Genomic DNA, 19,877 nt, shown 5'->3' on the forward strand with positions numbered 1-19,877 from the left:
CTACAGCTCCTTTGGTTCGCGACTGTCCATGCCGATTTCGGCGAGTACTTTTTCGGTGTCGGCGCCCAGCTCCGGCGCGGGCCCCGCCACGCGACCCGGGGTCCGGGAGAACCAGGTGGGCACGCCGGGGAAGCGGACCGGTCCGTGCGGGGTTTCCACGGTTTCGAACATCCCGACGGCGTTGAGATGCGGATCGTCGAACAAGTCGCCGGGCGCATTGAGTGGCGCGGCGGGTATTTCGAGTTCGCCGAACAGCGTCAGCCAGTCCTGCGTCGTGCGCTCCTTCATGGTCTCGGCCACCAAGCCGTACACCGTGTCGATCTGGCGGGCACGCTGTTCCAGCGTCGAATACAGCTCGCTGGCCCAAGGTGGCCGCACGGCGTCGACGAACGCGTTCCAGTGCTTGTCGTTGTAGATCAATGCGGCGATGTGGCCGTCGCTGGTGCGATACGGGCGGCGGTTGGGCGCGACGGTCCGCGGATACACCGCCGGGCCCAGGGGAGGGTCGAACATGGCGCCGTTGGCATGCTCGACGAGCATGAACGTGGCCATGGTCTCGAACATGGCCACCTCGACTTCTTGTCCCTCCCCGGTGCGTTCGCGGTGGAACAACGCCATGGTCGTCGCGTACAGCGCGGTCAGCCCGGCGACCTTGTCGGCCATGATGGTGCCGACGTAGTCGGCCTCGCCGGTCAGCTGCTGTTGCACCGCGGGCAGACCGCACTCGGCCTGGATCGTGTCGTCGTAGGCGGGCCGGTCGCGCTCGGGCCCGCGCCGGCCGTACCCGTAGCAATTGGTGTAGACGATCGCCGGGTTGATCGCGGCGACGTCCTCGTAGGCGAAGCCGAGCTTGGCGATCGCCTTGGCGCGCATCGAGTGGATGAACACGTCCGCCGTTTCGAGCAGCGAGCGCAGCGCCGCCGTTCCGGTGTCGGTTTGCAGGTCCAGCACGATGCTGCGCTTGCCGCGGTTGACGTTGACGAACACCCCGCTCATGCCCGGCGCCGGTCCGACCGAGATGTATCGAGTGTTATCACCTTGCGGTGGTTCGACTTTGATGACGTCGGCGCCCATGTCGGCCATGATCTGGGTGCAGTACGGCCCCATCACCATGGCGGTCAGATCGATGACGCGCACACCCGTCAGCGGTCCGCCGCTAGGTGCGATTTCGGTGACCCGCTGCGCCCGGCTAACGCCGCGCTTGCGATCGCCGCTAGGCATGGTGCGCCCCCTGGGCGGCCTGGGTGAAGCTGTACCGGATGTGCTCGGCATGGCCATCGGGCACGACCGGAAACACCAGGGGAGCCTCCACCTTTCGAATCGCTTCCAGGTTGTCGCCGACATCCTCGACCGTCCACGACGGCCGGTACACGCCGGGTGTCTCGGCGATGACCGCCCGCGCCACCCGCCCCGCCAGCGCGATGAAGATCTCGCCGGTCACCGAACACGACTCATGGGCCAGCCAACCCACCACGGGCGCAACGAGATCCGCACCCATCGGCGGGTAGGCCGAGGTGTCGATGCCTTCGGCCATTCGGGTGACCGCGGCTGGGACGATCACGTTGCATGTCACACCGTCGTCGGCGCCCTCGAGGGCCGCGACGTTAGACAGCCCGAGCACGCCGGCCTTGGCCGCGGCGTAGTTGGCCACCTCGCGGTTGCCGTACAGCCCGCCGATCGAGGAGGTCAGCACGATGCGCCCGTAGCCCGCCCGACACATCAGCGGAAATGCCGGCCGCACCACGTGAAACGCGCCGCGCAGGTGCACGTCGAGCACCGCGTCGAAATCCTGGTAGCTCATCTCCTTCAGTGCTGCGCGGCGAACGTTGCCCGCGTTGTGGATCAGGATGTCGAGGCGACCGTAGTGTTCCAGTGCGGTGCCGATGATGGCCTCGCCGCCGTCGCGGGTCGTCACGGACTCGGCGCACGCGACGGCTTGTCCGCCGGCCGCGACGATCGCGCCGACCACCTGATCAGCCGGGGCGGCGTCGGCTCCGTCGCCGGTGAGGCTGCCGCCGGAGTCGTTGACGACGACCTTCGCGCCGCGCGATGCCAGCAGTTCGGCGTACGCGCGGCCCAGTCCGCGACCGGCCCCGGTCACGACGGCGACGCGATCGTCGAATCGCAATGGGGCCGCGGGGCTTTCGCTCATGTGCCCAAGTCCAGGCCTTCGAGCTGACCCTGCGCGCGCCATTGCTTGAGCAGATCGTCGAACACATAGAAGCCTGGCATATACGGATCGCCGATGGCCGAGCGAATGCCCTCCCCGCCGCCACCACCCTCGTTGTTGTAATAGCCGGGGGTGCAGGAGACCGCGAATTCCGATGCGTCTATTGAGGTTTCACGGATCGTTTGGACCCAGGCGTCTTGAGCTTGCTGGCTCGGCTCGACAGTCGTCGCGCCACGCGCCACCGCTTGGGAAATGATGTAGGCGATGTGCTCGGCCTGCTGCTCGAGCATCGCGGTGGTGTTCCCCGCCACGCCACCTTGAATAAAGCCGGTGAAGAACTGGTTGGGGAAGCCACGGCTGGTCATGCCGTGCAGCGACTTGTAGCCGTCGCGCCAGTGATCGAAGAGCGACAGGCCGTCCCGCCCCTCGATGACGTCGATGGCGTAGCGGCGGCTGATGTCGGTGGTGATCTCGAATCCGCTGGCGAAGATGACGCAGTCGACCTCGTACTCGACGCCGTTCGCGACGATCCCCTTCTCGGTAAGCCGCTCCACGCCTTTGCATTCCGACACATCGACCAGCGTGACGTTCGGACGATTGAACGTCGGCAGGTATTCGTCGTTGCTGCACGGTCGCTTGCACATGAACCGGTAATACGGTTTCAGCGCTTCGGCGGTCTCCGGGTCGTCGACCACCTCCGCGACGCGGCGCCGTAGCCGCTCCATCACGCGGTAGTCCTCTTCCTCGCGCATCGCCATGATCTGCTCGACGGTCAGTGCCGCGGGATCCTCGACGGCCGCGACGCGCGCGGTCAGGTTGCGACCCAGCTCGGTCCAGAAATCGCACACCATATCCGGCTCCTCGAACACCACGCCTTCCCCAAGCGGTGACCAACGGTGGAAGTTGCGCTTGCGTTGCTCCTGCCAGCCCGGCTGCAGGGACGCCGCCCACTGCGGATCGGTCGGCTCGTTGCCGCGCACGTCCACCGACGATGGCGTCCGCTGAAAGACGTAGAGGTGCGCCGCGTCGCGGCCCAGATGCGGAACCAGCTGCACGCCGGTAGCACCGGTACCGACGAGCGCGACCCGCTTGTCGTGCAGCTTATGCAGTCCGCCGGTGGAATCCCCACCGGTGTACTCGTAATCCCAACGCGCCGAATGGAACATGTGTCCCTGGAAGTCCTTGATGCCCGGAATGCCGGGTAGTTTCGGCCGGTTGAACGAGCCCTGTGCCATCACCACAAACCGGGCGCGGATGTCGTCGCCGCGATTGGTGCTCAACCGCCAACGCTTGATCGTTTCGTCCCAGCGGGCCGCGCGAACCTGGGTAGACAAGATCGCACCGTCGTACAGCCCGAAGTGCTTTGCGATGCGGCGGCAGTGTTCGAAGATCTCGGGGCCGTCGGCGAACTTCTTCGACGGAATGTAGTTAAGTTCTTCCAGCATCGGGATGTAGCAGTAGGCGTCGTTGTCGCACTGGATTCCGGGGAACCGGTTCCAGTACCAGACGCCGCCGAAATCGCCGCCCATCTCGATGATGTGGACGTCGTCGACGCCGGCCTTCTTGAGGTACGCGCCGGCCAGCAGTCCCGTGATGCCGCCGCCAAGAACCGCCACCTCGATGTTTTCGTCGATCGGCGTGCGCGGCGTGACGGGCGTGTGCGGGTCGACCTCGGCGAACTCGGCGAAGTCGTCCTTGAGTTCCAGGTACTGCTTGGAGCCCTCGGGGCGCAGCCGCTTGTCACGTTCGAATAGGTACTTCTCGCGCAGCGCATCGATATCGATATCGATCGGCGTCTGCGTCGGTCCGCAGGTGTCAAACTGGGTCATCGATCTGAAAGCTCCTGCGGTTCGCCGGTACCCATGTACTTCGACAGTTGGTAGTGGAGGTTGACGGTGCTGCGTTCGCGGTAGGGATTGGGCTTGGTGCCTGGGAAGCCGGCCGACTTCATGCCCTGCTGCACGGCAGCCATGTTGGAGAAGTCCTGCGGTAGAACCGAACGCCACCGCGGGTCGCCGACCGGCGTGTACTCCCAGTCGGCCTGGGGCTCTTCGCCTTTCGGGTACAGCTCGAACACCGACACCTCGAAAATGCACTTGTCGGGGTTGTAGCTGGGGTGCGGCCGCGCGCCGTAGCACAGCGCGCTGGTCAGACCCTGCCCAATCTGGAAGTTGGGGAAGATCTGCCACGCGGTCCCGGCCTGGCCGAGGATGTCGGACGGGATGGTCGGCCAGATCACGCCGCGGGCTTCGTCGTCGCGGCGGGCCGACGCCAGCCAGTGTTCGAGCACCTTGTCGGCCGGTGTGCCCTCGGGCAATTCGTCGACCAACCGCTTGGCGGCGTTCACCAGCGTCTGGGTGGTGGTGGCGTTGGTCTCCTCCATCGTGTAGATCTGCATCTCCGCGGTCGACACCCGGGGATCGGCACCGGTGCCGAGCCGGATCTTGGACTTGGTGGCCTCCATATCCTTTGGGGCGTCGTAACCGATGTTGCTGTGCCGGCCCTGCGCCTTGGCCCAGCCCTTGAATTCGCCGAACTTGTTGAATTCTGGATGCGTCGTGAAGACGTGGTAGGTCTCGTTGAACGCCTCCAACGCGACCTTCCAGTTGCAATCGAAGTACAGCCACTTGCGCCATTTGCAGCGCATGTTCTGCAGGCCGAACGGGTCGAGGATCTTCGCGGCGGGAAACAGGTAGTCGGCCAGCGGCTCGCAGTCGGGATCCATGTTGATCCACAACCAGCCGCCCCAGGTGTCGACCTTGACCGGTCGCAGGTGGGTGTTCTCGGGCGTGAGTGTTCCCTGCCAGTCCTGTTGTTCACGAATGTGTGTGCATGCCCCGTCCAGGCCGTAGGTCCAGCCGTGGAAGCCGCAGACGAACGACTTGCGGGCGCGGCCGCGGGCATTCTTGGCGCCCTCGGGGGTGTCGATCAGCCGTCGGCCGCGGTGCATGCAGACGTTGTGGTGGGCGTGAAATTCGTTCTCGCCGGTGCGCACCACGATGATCGAGTCGTCGAGGATGTCGTAGGTCAGATAGCTGCCCACCTCGGGCAGCTCTTCGACGCGGCCCACCTGCTGCCAGACCTTCCGCCACAGCCTGTCGCGCTCGGCACGGGCATAGTCTTCGGAGATGTAGGCCTCGACGCCGATCGTCATCGGCGCCGAGAGTTCCTCGGCCGCAGCGTCTTTCGCCAGGTCGGTCATCACATCCTCCTAATCGCCGCGCGGAAGGATTCGTCCTTGAGAAACAACGAGGTGTTGTCGGCACCGAGATGGCTCCACTTGAGGTCCAACCCGCCGTCGACAAGCAGCGTCTGGCCGGTGATGTAGCTGGACAGATCCGAGAGCAAAAAGAGGATGGCGCCGGCCTGCTCCTCGGGTCGCCCGCGTCGGCCCATCGCGATCGCCTGCCGATCCCGGTCGGGGTCCTCGTCGACGTAGGTGGCCGATGCCGCCGTCTCGGTGACGCCCGGCGCCACGGCGTTCACCCGGATCCCGGCCAGCGCCAGCTCGAGCGCCATCGTGCGCGTCATCGCGGTGATCGCGGCCTTGGCGGTCCCATAGGCGACGTGAAACGGCGCGGTGTTCATCCCGCTGATCGAGGAGATCGACACGATCGACCCCGGAAGCCGTTGCGCGACAAGTTCGGCGGCCACGGCGCGGCTCATGAAAAACGCCGTCTCCAGGTTGGCGGTGAAGATGTCCCGCCAGTCGCCGCGCGTCACGCGGGTGGCCGGCATCCAGGTCGAGGGCGCCGCGCCGCCGGCGACGTTGACCAGACCGTACAAACTGCCGTCGGCGCCGCGGGCTTGGTCGAGCACGGCGGCGATGCCGTCGTCGGTCGACGCGTCGGCGGCGACGGGCACGACCGCCAGACCCTCGCGGGCCAGCGGGACGACGTGCTCGTCGAGGTTCTCCTTCGACCTGCTCACCGCGATCACCGTGGCCCCGGCCCGGGCGGCCATCGCCGTCACGGTGGTGCCGATCCCGCCACCGCCGGCACCGGAAACCACCACGATGCGGCCGTCAAGCCTGAGGTAATCCTGCATAACCCGCTTTGGAATCTAGATTGTCCGGACAATGAATCGTGTTCTGCCGATCGGAGAATACTATTCCGAAGCACATATGGGCCTGTCAAGGCCGGTTCTCACGCTGGCGAGCCTATTGTCTGGACTACAACTAGTTGATAACGTCCAGCCATATGTCCACCTCAGCGACTGTCTCGGAGTCCCTGCCAGCGCAGCCCTCGCGGTATGGACTGCCCCATCCCACCGAGGTGGCCGAGGGCTGGCGACTCGAGCGGGTCACCGCCCCGAGTCGGCTGTTCGGCGCCAACGGGTTGCGCACCGGCATGGACGGCCGGATCTACATCGCGCAGGTGACCGGCAGCCAGATCAGCGCGCTGGATTCGGCCACCGGGCAGGTCGAGGTCGTCAGCGCCAAGGGCGGTGAGATCGTCGCCCCCGACGACGTCGCCTTCGACGCGAGCGGAAACCTGTACGCGACCGAGGTCATGGACGGCCGGGTCAGCATGCGCGACCGCGCCGGCCGTACCCGGGTGCTGCGCGACGACGTCCCGTCGGCCAACGGCATCACCGTTCACCAGGGCCGGTTGTTCATCGGTGAATGCCGCGAGGGCGGGCGCCTGCTCGAGTTCGACCTGGCCGGCGGGCCGCCCCGGGTGCTGCTGGACGGGGTACCGTCACCGAACGCGATGGAGGTGGGCCCGGACGGCCTGCTCTATTTCCCGGTGATGGGCGCCAACGAGATCTGGCGCATCGACCTCGACGGCGGCGAGCCCAAGTGTGTCGCAAAGGATCTCGGCGTGCCCGACTCGGTCAAATTCGATCCGCAGGGCCGCATCGTTTCCACCCAGGTGGCAAGCGGACAGGTGCTGCGCATCGATCCGCGCAGCGGCGAACAACAGCTGCTGGCCCAGCTGAACCCGGGGCTGGACAACTGCACCTTCGTCGGCGACCGGGTGCTGGTCTCCAACTTCACCGGCGAGATCACCGAGATAGCGCCCGACGGCGCGACCCGAACCGTGCTGCCCGGCGGGCTGAATTGGCCGATGGACTTGGCCGTGGGTCACGACGGTCGGCTTTACATCGCCGACGGCACGTATTTCTACACCGCGCTGCCGGACGGGTCGCTGCAGACGGTGGGGATGCTGTTCAGCCCGGGGTATCCCGGGTTCCTGCGCGGCGTCGTGTCGAGGGGCCCCGGCGAGTTCGTGGTGACGACCTCGGGCGGTCAGGTCGGCCGATACCGGCCCGCCACCAGCGAAACCGACGTGCTGGCAGACGGTTTCGACCAGCTCTACGGTGTCGCGCTCAACGCCGGTGCGGTGGTCTTCGCCGAGCTGGGGACGGGGCGAGTGCTCTCGCTGACGTCGGGCGGGGTCGAGGTTCTGGCCACCGGCCTGCGTGAGCCGGTCGGTGTCGCGACCGGCCCAGACGGGGCGTGCCTGGTGGCCGAGGCCGGTGCCGGTCGGGTGGTCAAGGTGAACGGCTCGAAGACCGCCGTGCTGGTCGCCGATCTCGCCCGCCCGCAAGGCATTTGCGTGCGCGATGGTGTGCTCTACGTCGTCGATGCCGGCGCCAAGCAGTTGATCGCGTTCGACCTCGACACCGGCGTTCGGCGCACCATCGCTTCGGGCCTGCCGGTCGGCCCGCCGCCGGGCGTGGTGGCCAAGCCGCTGAAAGGAATGCCGCCCTTTTCCGGGCCGCAGGGTCCGTTCGCCGGCATCGCCGCCGCGGCCGACGGGACGCTCTACGTCTCGGCCGACGGTGACGGCAGCGTCCTGGCGGTGCGCCCGGCACGGGAAAAACCCTGATGTCGCAAGCCATTTCCAGCGAGCACCGCTACCTGCAGATCGCCCGGACTCTGCGCAAAGAGATCGTCGACGGGGTGTATCCGGTGGGCTCGCAGCTGCCCACCGAACACCAACTGTGCGAGCGGTTCGCGGTCAGTCGCTACACCGTCCGCGAGGCGCTGCGCCGGCTGCGCGAGGATAACCTGGTGGCGTCGCGACCGCGTGCGGGCACCCGGGTAGTTCCCCGACCGGCATCGAGTTCCTATGCGCAGGACGCGATGTCGATCGACGACCTGCTCGAGTTCGCCGCGGGCGCGCAGCTGAGCATCGAATCCAACGAGATGGTGACCATCGACGACGAACTCACCAGCCGCACCGGACTGGAGCCCGGCAGTCAGTGGCTTTCGGTGCGCGGATATCGGCAGGCAGACGGCGCACCGGTACCCCTGTGCCGCACCGAGTACTACATCAACCGCACTTTCGCCGCGGTTGGCAGGCTGCTGCAACGCCACACCGGACCGATCTTTCCGCTGATCGAGGATCTGTTCGGCGTCAGCATCTCCGAGCTGCACCAGGAAATCGCCGCGGTGCTGCTTTCCGCCGAACTGGCTGACGGCCTCGGCGTCACCCCGGGCACGGCGGCGCTGCAGATGCGGCGCAGCTATAAGACCTCCGACGGCGAGATGGCTCAGCTGACCATCAACACCCACTTGTCGTCGAACTTCCGCTACGCGATGACCATGCGCCGCGTGACCGGTCAAGCGGCCGGCTGACGTGATCGCCCGAGCCCGCCAGGACACGGCACACGCGCAGCAGGCGTACGAGCGCGGGCTGTGGGTGCCCAGCACGTTGGCCGATTCGTTGCGCGCGGCCGCCGAGACCACGCCGCAGCGAACGGTATTGGTCGACAACCACACCCGGCTGGACTGCGCCACCCTCTACACGCAGGCCGTCGGGTTGGGCGTCGCCCTGATGCGGCGCCTGCCGGCCGGCAGCACCGTGTCGTTCATGCTGCCGAACTGGCATGAGGCCGCCGTCATCTACCTGGGCGCGACGCTGGCCGGGATGGTGGTGAACCCGATCCTGCCGTCGCTGCGCGACCACGACCTGCGCTTCATCCTCGAAGACGTCGAGACGGCGATGATCTTCGTCCCACACCAATTCGGCGGCCATGACTACGCCGCGATGCTGCAACGCGTGACCGCCGCGATGAGCCCGGCCCCCGAAGTGGTGGTGCTGCGCGGCGAATCCGCCCCGCACACGCCCTATTCCGCGCTGCTGGGCCAACCGCCGGAGGCCGCCCGGCTCCCGGCGCTGGATCCCGACGCCGTGCACATGGTCCTCTACACGTCCGGCACCACCGGGCGGGCGAAAGGCGTGCTGCACAGCCATAATTCGATCCACGCGCTGATCTGCCAGATCCGCGACCAGTGGAACGTCGAGCCGGGCGACACCTTCCTGGTCCCGTCGCCCATCGCCCACATCGGTGGCTCGATCTACGCCTTCGAATGCCCGCTGCTGCTGGGCACGACCGCGGTGCTGATGGACCGGTGGGATCCGTTGCGGGCGGTGGCGCTGATGGACACCGAGCGCTGCACCCATATGGCCGGGGCGACACCGTTTCTGCAGCAGCTGCTGTCCGCCGCCGAGGACACCGGCAGTCGCCTGCCCGACCTGAAGGTGTTCATCTGCGGCGGCGCCTCGGTGTCGCCGTCGCTGATCCGCCGCGCCGCACAATATTTCGCCCGGGCGGTGGTCACCCGCGTGTACGGCTGCACGGAGGTGCCCGTCGCGACCGTCGGCGCACCCCGGCCGGACGAAGCCGGCCCGGCGGCGGACACCGACGGACGGGCCGGCATCGCCGAAATCGAGGTCGTCGCCCACGAGGGCGCGCCGGCCGGCGACGGTGAGATCTGTGTGCGCGGCCCGCAGATGCTGCTGGGCTACCGGCATCCCGAAGACGAGGCCGACTCATTCGATGCCGCAGGATTTTTCCGCACCGGCGACCTCGGCCGCTGGGTCGACGAGAACTACCTCGTCGTGACCGGCCGCGCCAAGGACGTCATCATCCGCAACGGCGAGAATATCTCGGCCAAGGAAGTCGAGGACCTGCTCGCCGACCACCCCGGCATCGCCGAAATCGCGGTGGTCGGGCTGCCCGACCCGCGAACCGGAGAACGCGCGTGTGCCGTGATTGTGCGGGCCGGCGAGGCAGGCGAGGCCGGGCCGGACGTCGCCGACCTGCTCGCACTGTTGCAGAGCAAGGGCGTCGCGAAATTCAAAGCCCCTGAGCAGGTGGTCATTTGGGATGCGCTGCCCAAGAACGACGCGGGCAAGATCCTCAAACATCGGATCCGGGCCGAGTTGATACAGGCAGGGCCACAGGATGGATAACATGCAGGTCGCTATCGTCACGGGCGCAACCAGTGGTATCGGTTTGGGCTGCGCGAAGAAGCTCGCCGAGACGGGGATGGCCGTCCTCGGTACCGGCCGCGACGCGGACCGACTGGCCGAGCTGGAAAAGTCCATCGGCGACCCGGCGCGGGTCGCGACCCTGGCCGTGGACCTGACCCACGACGACGCGCCCCGGCGCATCGTCGACCTGGCCGTCGATCGGTGGGGCCACGTCGACTTCTTGATCAACAACGCCGGCGTCGGCGGTCCCAAACCGGTGCACGAAACCGACGACGAAACACTGGACTACTTCCTGGGATTGATGCTGCGGGCCCCGTTCCGACTGACGCGTGAGGTGCTGCCGCACATGGGGCCGGGCTCGGCGATCATCAACATCACCTCGACTTTCGCCGTCGTGGGCGGCATGCGCGGCGGCGCCTACTCGGCGGCCAAAGGCGGGTTGACCGCGCTGACGACCCACATCGCCTGCCAGTACGGCGCATCCGGCATCCGCTGCAACGCCGTCGCGCCCGGTGTGACGGTCACGCCGATGGTCGAGAAGCGACTGGAGGACGAGCGGTTCCGCAAGATCAACACCGAGCTGACGCCGCACCAGCGGCTGGGCACCATCGACGACATCGCCAGCACGGTCGCATTCTTGTGCTCACCGGGCGCGAGCTTCATCAATGGCCAGACGATCGTCGTCGACGGCGGTTGGAGCTCGACGAAGTACATGTCGGATTTCGCGCTGAACTCGCAATGGATCGCGCGGTGAGGGTTTCGCCCGCCGCCTTTGTGCGCACGACGCTCCCGCTGAACCTGTCGGCCCTGGCTGAGCTCGACACCGGCCGGTACCACTCGATCTGGCTGCCCGATCACATGGTGAGCTTTTGGCCCGACGCGCTGTGGACACCCGAATTCACCGACCTGGCAACGGCTTCGCCCTCGCCGCACCGCCACCTCGACGGCATGGCGGTCGCCGCTGCGGCCGCCGTGCTGACCGACACGGTGCCGCTGGCCACCAGTGTCGTGGACACGGTGCGACGGCACCCGGCCTCGCTGGCACAAACCGCGCTGACCATCGACCATCTGTCCCGGGGGCGATTCATCCTCGGCCTCGGCAGCGGCGAAAGCGAAAACATCGTGCCCTACGGGTTCGACTTCACCCGACCGGTCAGCCGCTTCGAGGAGGCGCTGCGGGTCATCCGTCTGCTCTGGGACAGCGACGGCCCGGTGGACTTCGACGGCCGGTTCTACCAACTGAAGCGCGCCCGGCTGGACGCCGAGCCCTACGACGGCCGCTTCCCGCCGATCTGGATCGGTGCCAGCGGGCCGCGGATGCTCGATATCGTCGGGCGCTACGCCGACGGCTGGTGGCCCGCCGGGGCCTGGACCCCCGAGCACTACGCCGAGATGCTCGGCACCATAAGGCAATCCGCGGATCGGGCCGGCCGGGACCCGGCGGCGATCACGCCGTGCTATGTCCAGGTGTGTCTGATCGGCGAGGACTACGACGCCCTCGCGCGGATCGTCGACGCACCCTTGGTGCGCTCCTTCCTGCTGCAGGTTTCGGCGGAAGTGTTGCGCGGGTTCGGCTTTGACCATCCGATGGGCGAAGACTGGGGCGGTTTTCACGATATCGACCCGACGACGCTGACGCGCGAGCGGATCGTCGACTTCCTGGACCGCGTCGAGCCCGAAGCGATCCTGGCGGTCGTGCCGCACGGCACGCCGCACCAGGTCGCCCAAATCATCAAGTCGTATGTGGATGCGGGGCTGCGCGTGCCCAAGATCCTGGATTACGGCGCGATGGCCGGGCTGGAATTCAGCGCGGCATCGGCGGCCAATGTACGCAAGACGGAGGATGAATTGCTTGCTTTGTGTGGAGCTCGGCCATGATCGCGACCCTCGACGCGTCCGCGATGCTCGCTCGTGCGCAGGCCGAGACGGGGCTGGACGACTACGGTGATCCGACGCTGCCGGAGCGGTTCACGTTGGCCGTCGAGCACCTCAACGGTATCGGCTTGGACGCCAACGGCATTGACCAAGCCCAGGGTGTTTGTCATTGGCTGCTGACGTCGCGGCTGGAGTTCATCGAGGACCGCCGCCGCTATCCGATCGCCGCCGAGGTGATCGACCGGCCGATGTTCGTCACCGGCGAACCGCGCTCGGGCACCACGCTGATGCACGCGCTGATGGCGGTGGACCCGGACGCGCGCGCGCTGCGATTCTGGGAAGTGATGTACCCGTCGCCGCCCCCCGCCGTCGGTGGGCCGGACGATCCGCGCCGGGCCCGCGCCGACGCCGACTGGCGCGAGATCAACGCGAAGATGCCCAAATGGCTGCTGAGCCATCCGTACAACGACATGCTCGGCGACGGCCTGCCCGAGGACGAGCGGACCTGGGCCTTCGACTTTCGCGTGATGACCCCGACGGCATGGTGGCGGGTTCCGATGCAGACGCTGGTGGGCGGGTTGCCGACGGATGCCGCCGCGCAATACCGTCTGCACAGGGCGATGCTGCAACAGTGCCAGTACGACCGGCCCCGGAAATACTGGGTGCTGAAGGGATTTCACGGATTCCGCCTGCAGGAGTTCTTCGACTGCTATCCCGACGCGAATCTGCTGTGGTTGCATCGCGACCCGGTTCAGGTCGCGGCGTCGCGCACGATGATGATGGCGGACATCCTCGACGGTATCGTCGGGCCGATCGACCTCGCGGTCGAGGCGAAAAAGCACCTCGAGATGACCCGCGCCAGCATTGCCAACACCATGACCAACCCACTCGTGGACGACCCACGGATCCTGCACATCCCTTATACCGAGTTCATCGCCGACCCGGTCGCGACCGTGGGCCGCTATTACGCGTTTTGCGGTCGAACCCTCACCAGCCAGGCCGAGAGGGCGATGCGTGATTACCTGGCCTACAACCGCGGCGACCGCTACGGGAAGTTCCGATACTCCACCAGCCTGCTGACCGATATCGGGGAGAACCTCGACGATCTGCACGCGGAATTCGCGCCGTTCCGGGAGCGGTTCGGAGTCAGCATCGAACAGCGCGACTGACGATGCCCACGCACGACCGCCTGTCGGTCCACAACGTGACGTTCCTCGGGGCGGATCACGCTGAGTTGCAACGCAATTGGACAACGCTTGGCCTGCGACACCTGAGCGTCCTGGACAGCCAACTTCTCGATCCCGCCTTCGCGGCAATCATTCGCGCCGAGGGGTACGCGGTCGAGGCGGTCTACCACCTGTTCGGCGGCGCCGCGGAGCTGTCCCGGCTGATCGACGCCGCCGCGGCCACCGGCGCGCGGTGCATCTACATGCTGACCGGCGGCCGAAACGGACTCGGCTGGGAACAGGCCGCCGAGCGGTTTTGCCGGGCGATCGAGCCGTGCGTGCGACAGGCCGAGCGGGCCGGCGTGAGCCTGGCGATCGAGAACGCGTCCAGCCTCTACGCCGACATCCATCTCGCGCACAGCCTGCGTGACACCATCACGCTGGCCGAGCTGGCCGGCATCGGCGTCTGCATCGACCTGTTTCACTGCTGGGCCGAAGCCGATCTCGCGGGTCTGCTCACCCGCGCGCTGCCGCGGACACAGCTGATCCAGTTGAGTGATTACGTGCTGGGGGATCGGGCGCTGCCGGCGCGCGCGGTGCCCGGCGACGGCGCGATCCCGATCGAACCCTTCGTGGCTGCGGCGTTGGCCGGCGGCTACCGGTTCGGCTTCGACCTGGAATTGCTCGGGCCGCGGATCGATGCCGAGGGCAGGTTGGCGGCCGCGGGCCGGGCCTGCGCGGTGGTGAGCGCGATGCTCGACGGGCTCGACGACTGAGAAGGGAGGGACCACAGTGGCTTTCGGCGACGGGGCAGACGACGCGGCACTCGATGGCGCCTGGAGTGAATTCTGCGACCGATTGAAGGCCGCCGGCCGACAAGCATTTAAGGATTTCAACGCGACCTCCGGCCTGCAGCGCGCCGACGCATTTCGCTTCCTCACCCAGAACCTCGGGCAGGCCTTCGATCTGGCCCTGGAAACCCGCGACACCCGCTATCCGGTGCTGCACGCGTTCTGCAACCCGAGCCGCAAGCTGGGCGGCGACTGCGCCGATTTCACCTACCAACAGGTCTGGATCGACGGTGAATCGACCTATCGCATCACCGGAACCCGTGGCACCGCACCGTTTTTCAACATTACCGTGCAGGGCGCGCGTCCCGATGGCCCGGGCGTCCTGCACGAGCCGTTCGGCGACGTGCCCGAAGTCAACCTGTTCGGCCACCAGCTGCATGTGGAGCCGGACGGCAGATTCGAGGTCTATGTCGGCGGCCCGGAGCGTGGACCGAACTGGCTTGGAACCACCGCGGATTCACGCAAGCTGTTCATCCGCCAGGGCTTCGATCGCTGGGACGAAGTCCCCGCCCGGATGCGCATCGAGCGCGTCGACATGACCTCGCCCAAGCCGCTGCCGACTCCCGACACCGTGGTCGAGGCGATGCGCTGGGCGGGGGATTTCGTCACCGGACTGATGAACGACTGGCCCGAATTCCCGTTCACCTACGGCGGGGTTGACAGCCAACATCCGAACCGGTTCCCTGCGCTGGACGCATCCGAAGCCGACGCCAAACGCGGCCGAGCCGCCACCAACATGTACTGGGAACTGGGCGCGGACGAAGCCCTCATCATCGAGTTCGACGCCCACGAGGGCCTCTGGATGATCACCAACATGGGCGCGTTCTTCACCAGCATGGACTTCCTCTACCGGCCGGTGAGCTACACGCCGAGCCGCGCAACCGTGGACGACGACGGCAAAGTCAGGCTGATCCTGGCCCATCACGACCCGGGGTTGCACAACTGGATCGACACCCAGGGATTCGAGCGCGGCAACATCACCTACCGGCACATGCTCGCCGGTCAGCCCGCCGAACTGACCACCCGGCTCGTCAAGCACGCGGAACTCGCGGCGGCGTTGCCCCCGGAAACCGCGCGCGTCACCAGCGCCGAACGCACCGCGTTGATGTGGGAGCGCTTCAACGGCATCCGCAACCGGTTCCCGCTGTGACCCACATTGACCCCGCGGCGCGACTAGTGCTAAGCAAGTGCTCAGCACCAGACGTTGAGAGGAATGGGCGATGACGCTGCAGACGGTCCTGGATGACATCCAGAAGCGACCCGGCACGGGGGAGGTGATCCCGATCATCGACCCGGTGACCGAAGAGCAGCTCACCGAGTTCACCGACTGCGGTCCGGAGGCCGTCGACGAGGCCGTCGCGCGGGCCAAGGCTTCCTATGAAGCCGGCGTCTGGGCCGGGCTGCCCGGCCGCGAACGGGCCAAGGTCATGTGGCGCATCGCCGATCTCATCGAAGAACACGCCGCCGAGTTCGCCGAGATCGACGCGACCAACACCGGCATGCCGATGATGCAGGCGGAATTGATCGTGCCCACCTGCGCGGAGTTTTTCCGCTACTACGCCGGCTGGTGCACCAAGCTCAACGGCAGCTCCTACGACGTGAAGACCAGCGGCATCGCCTCGGACACCTACGTCGACCAGCACGCGTACACGCTCAACGAGCCGTACGGCGTTGTCGGCCTGATCTTTCCGTGGAACGGGCCGATCTTCAACGCCAGCGCCAAGCTGGCGCCGGCCCTGGCCGCGGGGTGCAGCAGCGTGGTCAAACCCGCCGAGGAAACCCCGCTGTCGGCATTGCTGCTCGACCGCCTGATCGCCGAGGCCGGCGTGCCCGACGGCGTCGTCAACCTGTTGACCGGCTACGGCCACACCGCGGGCGCGGCCATCACCGCGCATCCCGACGTGGAGAAGGTCGCCTTCACCGGGTCGACCGAGGTCGGCAAGGAAATCGTGAAAGCGTCGGCGGGCAACCTGAAGAAGGTCATGCTCGAGCTCGGCGGCAAGTCGCCCGTGCTGATCTACGCCGACGCCGACCTGGACAAGGCCATCTTCATGGCGGCCATGGGCATCTTCGTGCACTCGGGTCAGGGCTGCGTGTGCGGCTCGCGGATCTTCGTCGAGCGCAGCGTCTATGACCGCGTGGTCGAGGGCATCGCCGCGGTGGCGAACAGCATGAAGCTCGGCGGGCCGAAGGAAGAGGGCTGTATGAGCGGCCCGTTGATCAGCGCCAAACAGCTGACCCGCGTGATGGGCTTCCTCGACGAGGGCAAGCGCGACGGCGTGGAGGTGGTCACCGGCGGCCACCGGCTCGACCGCAAGGGTTACTTCGTGCACCCGACCGTGCTGACCAACGTCGACCGCGGGATGCGGCTGTTCCAGCAGGAGATCTTCGGGCCGGTGGTGACGATCCTGCCGTTCGACAACGACGACGAAGCCGTCGCGATGGCCAACGACACCACCTACGGATTGGCGTCCACCGTGTGGACCAACAACCTCAGCCGGGCCCACACACTGGCCAAGCGGTTGCAGGCCGGCACCGTCTCGATCAACTGCCAGTTGGTGTTCGACCACAGCGTCCCGTTCGGCGGGTACAAGCAGTCGGGCTGGGGCCACGAATTCGGCCGCGAGGGCGTCGAGGCCTACCTCAAAAAGAAGTCCGTTTTCGCCCAACTTTGAGACTTCTGGCTGCGCGCGTGTCCTCCCGTGCTCTCGGCTTTCCCGCCTCTAAGCTTGCTGAGATCACGAGGAGGGACAGCGACGTATCGGCAGCAACTACGGCGCCGGGCGACGAGGTCAAGGCGCACTGACGGCTAAACCGGGCGGGGGTTTCCCCGCGCCGGGTTCTCCTGCTGAGCGGCGGCGTTGGGTCGCGCCGATGCGCCGCGTCGGCCGGCTGGCGGTCTGGGACAAACCCGAACGGCGAGAAGGCATTCCCGCGCTGGACGGGCTGCGCGCCATCGCGGTTGCGCTGGTGCTCGTCGGGCACGGCGGCATCCCCGGCGTGGGCGGCGGCTTCATCGGCGTCGACATCTTCTTCGTCCTATCCGGATTCCTCATCACGTCGCTGCTACTCGACGAGTTGGGGCGCACCGGCCGGATCGAGCTGACCGGATTCTGGATCCGCCGCGCCCGACGGTTGCTGCCCGCGCTGGTGCTGATGGTGCTCACCGTCGCGGTGGCCCGCCAACTGCTGCCCGACCAATCCCTCGCCGGCCTGCGAAACGACGCGCTCGCCGCCTTCTTGTGGATGGCCAACTGGCGCTTCGTCGCCCAGAAGACCGACTACTTCACCCAGGCCGCCCCGCCCTCGCCGCTGCAGCACACCTGGTCGCTGGGGGTGGAGGAGCAGTATTACCTGCTCTGGCCCGTCCTGCTGATCGTGATGACCCTGCTGCTGGCGGCGCGGGCCCGGCGCTACTTCGCCAAGGCCACGGTGGGCGGGGTGCGGTTCGCGACCTTCCTGCTGGCCAGCCTGGGCGCGCTGGCGTCGGCCGCGGTGGCGATCGTCGTCGTCTCGGACGCCACCCGCGACCGGGTGTATTTCGGCACCGACACCCGCGCGCAGGCGTTGCTCATCGGCTCCGCGGCATCGGCTCTGCTGGTCCGCGATTGGCCCTCGCTGAACCGCGGCTGGTGCCTGATCCGTACTCGGACCGGCCGACGCGTCGCGCGGCTGTTGCCGGTCGTCGGTGCGGCGGGCCTGGCGGCCGCGGCTCACCACGCGACCGGCGGCGTCGCCGAGTTCCGGCACGGGCTGCTGATCGGGGTGGCGTTCGCGGCCGTGCTGGTGGTCGCCCCGGTCGCGCTGGAGCAGCGCGGAGCCGTGGCCCGGGTGCTGGCCTGGCGCCCGTTGGTGTGGCTGGGCGGCATTTCCTACGGCGTCTATCTGTGGCACTGGCCGATCTTCTTGGCGGTCAACGGCGAACGCACCGGATGGTCGGGCCTTCCGTTGTTCGCGGCTCGGTGTGTCGCCACGGTGGCGGTGGCCGCCGCGTCGTGGTGGCTGATCGAACAGCCGATCCGGCGCTGGCGACCGTCGCAGGTGCCGTTGTTGCCGCTGGCGGGGGCCACGGTGGCCAGTGCGGCGGCGGTGACGCTGTTGGTGGTTCCGGTCGGAACGGGACCCGGCCTACACGAGGGCCTGCCGCCGGACGTGTCGGCGGTCGCGGCCATTTCGCCCTCGCCGCCGGGGCCGGGTCACCACCCGCGAGATCCCAACCGGCCGTTCACCGTATCGGTTTTCGGCGACTCGATCGGCTGGACCTGGATGCATTTCCTTCCGCCGACTCCGGGCTTTGCGTTCCTCGACCACACCGTGATCGGCTGCAGCCTGGTGCGCGGCACGCCGTATCGATACATCGGCAAGACGTTGGAGCAGAAGCCCGAATGCGACGACTGGCCGCTGCGCTGGTCGACACAGATGGGCCGGGACCAGCCCGACGTCGCGCTGCTGATCATCGGCCGCTGGGAGACGGTGGATCGGGTCAACGAGGGAAAGTGGACGCATATCGGTGACCCGACCTTCGACGCGTACCTCAACGCCGAATTGGAGCGAGCGCTGAATATCGTGGGCTCCACCGGTGTTCGCGTGGTGGTGGCGACGGTGCCCTACAGCCGCGGCGGCGAACAACCCAACGGCCGCCCCTACCCGGAGGATCAACCGGATCGGGTGAACCAATGGAACACCATGCTGCGCAACACCGTTGGCCACCATCCGGGCGTGCAGATCCTCGACCTGAACAAGAAGCTCTGCCCGGACGGCGTTTACACCGCCAAGGTCGACGGCATCAAGGTCCGCAGCGACGGGGTGCATCTCACCCCGGAGGGCGTCAGGTGGTTGACGCCGTGGCTCGAGGATTCGGTGCGCACCCGTTAACCGGTCGCTAATCGGCCGTGCGGCAACTGACTTCCATGCTGTCCTGCTCCCGGACGAGGAAGTTGAAGCTCTCGTAGCCGTTGTCGGGGCTGCGCACGTGGTCGAGGTAGGGCTTCATGTCCGGGGCGCTGGCGTTGTCGGCGACGACCAGCACGCCGGCTGACAGCCGCGGTTCGAGCAGCCTGATCACCGGCAGGTACAGGTCTTTCCACCCGTCGAGCAGGACGAAGTCGACCGGCCCGTCCAGGTCGGCCAGCGTGGCTAGCGCGTCCCCTTCGAGGATGGTGATCACGTCGTCCAGTCCGGTCTTGGCGAACGTCTGCTTCGCGGCCGCGATCTTGGTCTCGCTGAGCTCCGTGGTCACCACGCGGCCGGTGCCGTTGTCGCGCACCGCCGACGCCAAATGAATGGCGGAGATCCCGAAGGACATCCCGAACTCGACCACCGTTGCGGGACGGGTCGCGCGCACCAGAGAGTAGAGCAGCCGGCCGGCCTCGGGTGTCACCGGGATATAGAACTCGCTCAAGGCCTCGGTGCGTTCCTGGGCGGTCATCGGTCGCCCGAGGCCAGCGCCCAGCTCGCGCAGCTTCGACATCTGTTGTTTGGACTCGGCGTACATCCGGTCGAGCTCGGCCGCGACTTTCAGATCCTGCAACGTGTTGGGCATACCCACGAGCGTAAGCGTTACGTAAATGGGTTTGACGTGCGGTTA

The 19,877-nt window shown here is 67.1% G+C and carries 16 protein-coding genes; 10 read left to right on the forward strand and 6 right to left on the reverse strand.

Annotated elements, in window-relative coordinates; all coding sequences use genetic code 11:
• The 5 genes from G6N66_RS27875 to G6N66_RS27895 form a co-directional block, all read right to left on the reverse strand.
• Complete coding sequence (locus G6N66_RS27875; RefSeq protein ID WP_085231920.1) at positions 1–1,146, reverse strand: CaiB/BaiF CoA transferase family protein; 1,146 nt, start codon at positions 1,144–1,146, stop codon at positions 1–3.
• A gap of 67 nt (positions 1,147–1,213) precedes the next feature.
• Positions 1,214–2,152 (reverse strand): SDR family NAD(P)-dependent oxidoreductase, encoded by a 939-nt coding sequence (locus tag G6N66_RS27880; protein ID WP_085231867.1) that lies wholly within the window; start codon positions 2,150–2,152, stop codon positions 1,214–1,216.
• Positions 2,149–3,999, reverse strand: coding sequence for a flavin-containing monooxygenase (locus G6N66_RS27885; protein ID WP_085231868.1), 1,851 nt, complete (start codon positions 3,997–3,999; stop codon positions 2,149–2,151). Before G6N66_RS27885 ends, G6N66_RS27880 begins: the two co-directional genes overlap by 4 nt.
• Positions 3,996–5,372 carry an aromatic ring-hydroxylating oxygenase subunit alpha gene (locus G6N66_RS27890; protein ID WP_085231921.1) on the reverse strand — a complete coding sequence of 459 codons (1,377 nt, stop codon included), beginning with the start codon at positions 5,370–5,372 and terminating at the stop codon, positions 3,996–3,998. The genes G6N66_RS27885 and G6N66_RS27890 overlap by 4 nt, the downstream gene beginning before the upstream one ends.
• Entirely contained in the window at positions 5,372–6,217 is an 846-nt protein-coding gene (locus G6N66_RS27895) for an SDR family NAD(P)-dependent oxidoreductase (protein WP_085231869.1), read from the reverse strand. The genes G6N66_RS27890 and G6N66_RS27895 overlap by 1 nt, the downstream gene beginning before the upstream one ends.
• A 152-nt stretch (positions 6,218–6,369) precedes the next feature.
• Between G6N66_RS27895 and G6N66_RS27900 the strand changes: the two genes are divergently transcribed.
• The 10 genes from G6N66_RS27900 to G6N66_RS27945 all read left to right on the forward strand — a co-directional run bounded on the left by G6N66_RS27900 (position 6,370) and on the right by G6N66_RS27945 (position 19,165).
• Positions 6,370–8,004, forward strand: coding sequence for an SMP-30/gluconolactonase/LRE family protein (locus G6N66_RS27900; RefSeq protein ID WP_085231870.1), 1,635 nt, complete (start codon positions 6,370–6,372; stop codon positions 8,002–8,004).
• Positions 8,004–8,756 (forward strand): GntR family transcriptional regulator, encoded by a 753-nt coding sequence (locus G6N66_RS27905; protein WP_085231871.1) that lies wholly within the window; start codon positions 8,004–8,006, stop codon positions 8,754–8,756. The genes G6N66_RS27900 and G6N66_RS27905 overlap by 1 nt, the downstream gene beginning before the upstream one ends.
• Position 8,757: 1 nt before the next feature.
• Entirely contained in the window at positions 8,758–10,377 is a 1,620-nt protein-coding gene (locus tag G6N66_RS27910; protein ID WP_085231872.1) for an AMP-binding protein, read from the forward strand.
• Positions 10,370–11,152, forward strand: coding sequence for an SDR family NAD(P)-dependent oxidoreductase (locus tag G6N66_RS27915; protein ID WP_085231873.1), 783 nt, complete (start codon positions 10,370–10,372; stop codon positions 11,150–11,152). The genes G6N66_RS27910 and G6N66_RS27915 overlap by 8 nt, the downstream gene beginning before the upstream one ends.
• Entirely contained in the window at positions 11,149–12,276 is a 1,128-nt protein-coding gene (locus G6N66_RS27920) for an LLM class flavin-dependent oxidoreductase (protein WP_085231922.1), read from the forward strand. The genes G6N66_RS27915 and G6N66_RS27920 overlap by 4 nt, the downstream gene beginning before the upstream one ends.
• Positions 12,273–13,442 (forward strand): sulfotransferase family protein, encoded by a 1,170-nt coding sequence (locus G6N66_RS27925; RefSeq protein WP_085231874.1) that lies wholly within the window; start codon positions 12,273–12,275, stop codon positions 13,440–13,442. The genes G6N66_RS27920 and G6N66_RS27925 overlap by 4 nt, the downstream gene beginning before the upstream one ends.
• A 2-nt stretch (positions 13,443–13,444) precedes the next feature.
• Positions 13,445–14,215, forward strand: a complete 771-nt coding sequence (locus tag G6N66_RS27930) for a sugar phosphate isomerase/epimerase family protein (protein WP_085231875.1) — start codon at positions 13,445–13,447, stop codon at positions 14,213–14,215.
• Positions 14,216–14,231: 16 nt separating this feature from the next.
• The gene (locus G6N66_RS27935) at positions 14,232–15,440 is read left to right on the forward strand and encodes a DUF1214 domain-containing protein (RefSeq protein ID WP_085231876.1); all 1,209 of its coding nucleotides are present in this window, start codon (positions 14,232–14,234) and stop codon (positions 15,438–15,440) included.
• Between the two features lie 70 nt (positions 15,441–15,510).
• Positions 15,511–16,965: an aldehyde dehydrogenase family protein gene (locus G6N66_RS27940; protein WP_085231877.1), complete on the forward strand. Its 1,455-nt coding sequence runs from the start codon at positions 15,511–15,513 to the stop codon at positions 16,963–16,965.
• 199 nt (positions 16,966–17,164) lie between these two features.
• Positions 17,165–19,165, forward strand: a complete 2,001-nt coding sequence (locus G6N66_RS27945) for an acyltransferase family protein (protein WP_085231878.1) — start codon at positions 17,165–17,167, stop codon at positions 19,163–19,165.
• A 7-nt stretch (positions 19,166–19,172) separates the two neighbouring features.
• Here the strand turns inward: G6N66_RS27945 and G6N66_RS27950 are convergent, their stop codons facing one another.
• Positions 19,173–19,832 carry an O-methyltransferase gene (locus G6N66_RS27950; RefSeq protein ID WP_085231879.1) on the reverse strand — a complete coding sequence of 220 codons (660 nt, stop codon included), beginning with the start codon at positions 19,830–19,832 and terminating at the stop codon, positions 19,173–19,175.
• Positions 19,833–19,877: the final 45 nt, after the last annotated feature.

Origin of the sequence: Mycobacterium conspicuum (assembly GCF_010730195.1) — a bacterium.
Classification (GTDB): Bacteria; Actinomycetota; Actinomycetes; order Mycobacteriales; family Mycobacteriaceae; genus Mycobacterium; species Mycobacterium conspicuum.

Bases quoted from the DNA above. Each gene is read 5' to 3' on its own strand.
- G6N66_RS27885 (WP_085231868.1), bottom strand. From the start codon at position 3,999: ATGACCCAGTTTGACACCTGCGGACCGACGCAGACGCCGATCGATATC.
- G6N66_RS27945 (WP_085231878.1), top strand. From the start codon at position 17,165: ATGCGCCGCGTCGGCCGGCTGGCGGTCTGGGACAAACCCGAACGGCGA.
- G6N66_RS27915 (WP_085231873.1), top strand. From the start codon at position 10,370: ATGGATAACATGCAGGTCGCTATCGTCACGGGCGCAACCAGTGGTATC.
- G6N66_RS27925 (WP_085231874.1), top strand. From the start codon at position 12,273: ATGATCGCGACCCTCGACGCGTCCGCGATGCTCGCTCGTGCGCAGGCC.
- G6N66_RS27905 (WP_085231871.1), top strand. From the start codon at position 8,004: ATGTCGCAAGCCATTTCCAGCGAGCACCGCTACCTGCAGATCGCCCGG.
- G6N66_RS27930 (WP_085231875.1), top strand. From the start codon at position 13,445: ATGCCCACGCACGACCGCCTGTCGGTCCACAACGTGACGTTCCTCGGG.
- G6N66_RS27895 (WP_085231869.1), bottom strand. From the start codon at position 6,217: ATGCAGGATTACCTCAGGCTTGACGGCCGCATCGTGGTGGTTTCCGGT.
- G6N66_RS27950 (WP_085231879.1), bottom strand. From the start codon at position 19,832: ATGCCCAACACGTTGCAGGATCTGAAAGTCGCGGCCGAGCTCGACCGG.
- G6N66_RS27890 (WP_085231921.1), bottom strand. From the start codon at position 5,372: ATGACCGACCTGGCGAAAGACGCTGCGGCCGAGGAACTCTCGGCGCCG.
- G6N66_RS27880 (WP_085231867.1), bottom strand. From the start codon at position 2,152: ATGAGCGAAAGCCCCGCGGCCCCATTGCGATTCGACGATCGCGTCGCC.
- G6N66_RS27900 (WP_085231870.1), top strand. From the start codon at position 6,370: ATGTCCACCTCAGCGACTGTCTCGGAGTCCCTGCCAGCGCAGCCCTCG.
- G6N66_RS27940 (WP_085231877.1), top strand. From the start codon at position 15,511: ATGACGCTGCAGACGGTCCTGGATGACATCCAGAAGCGACCCGGCACG.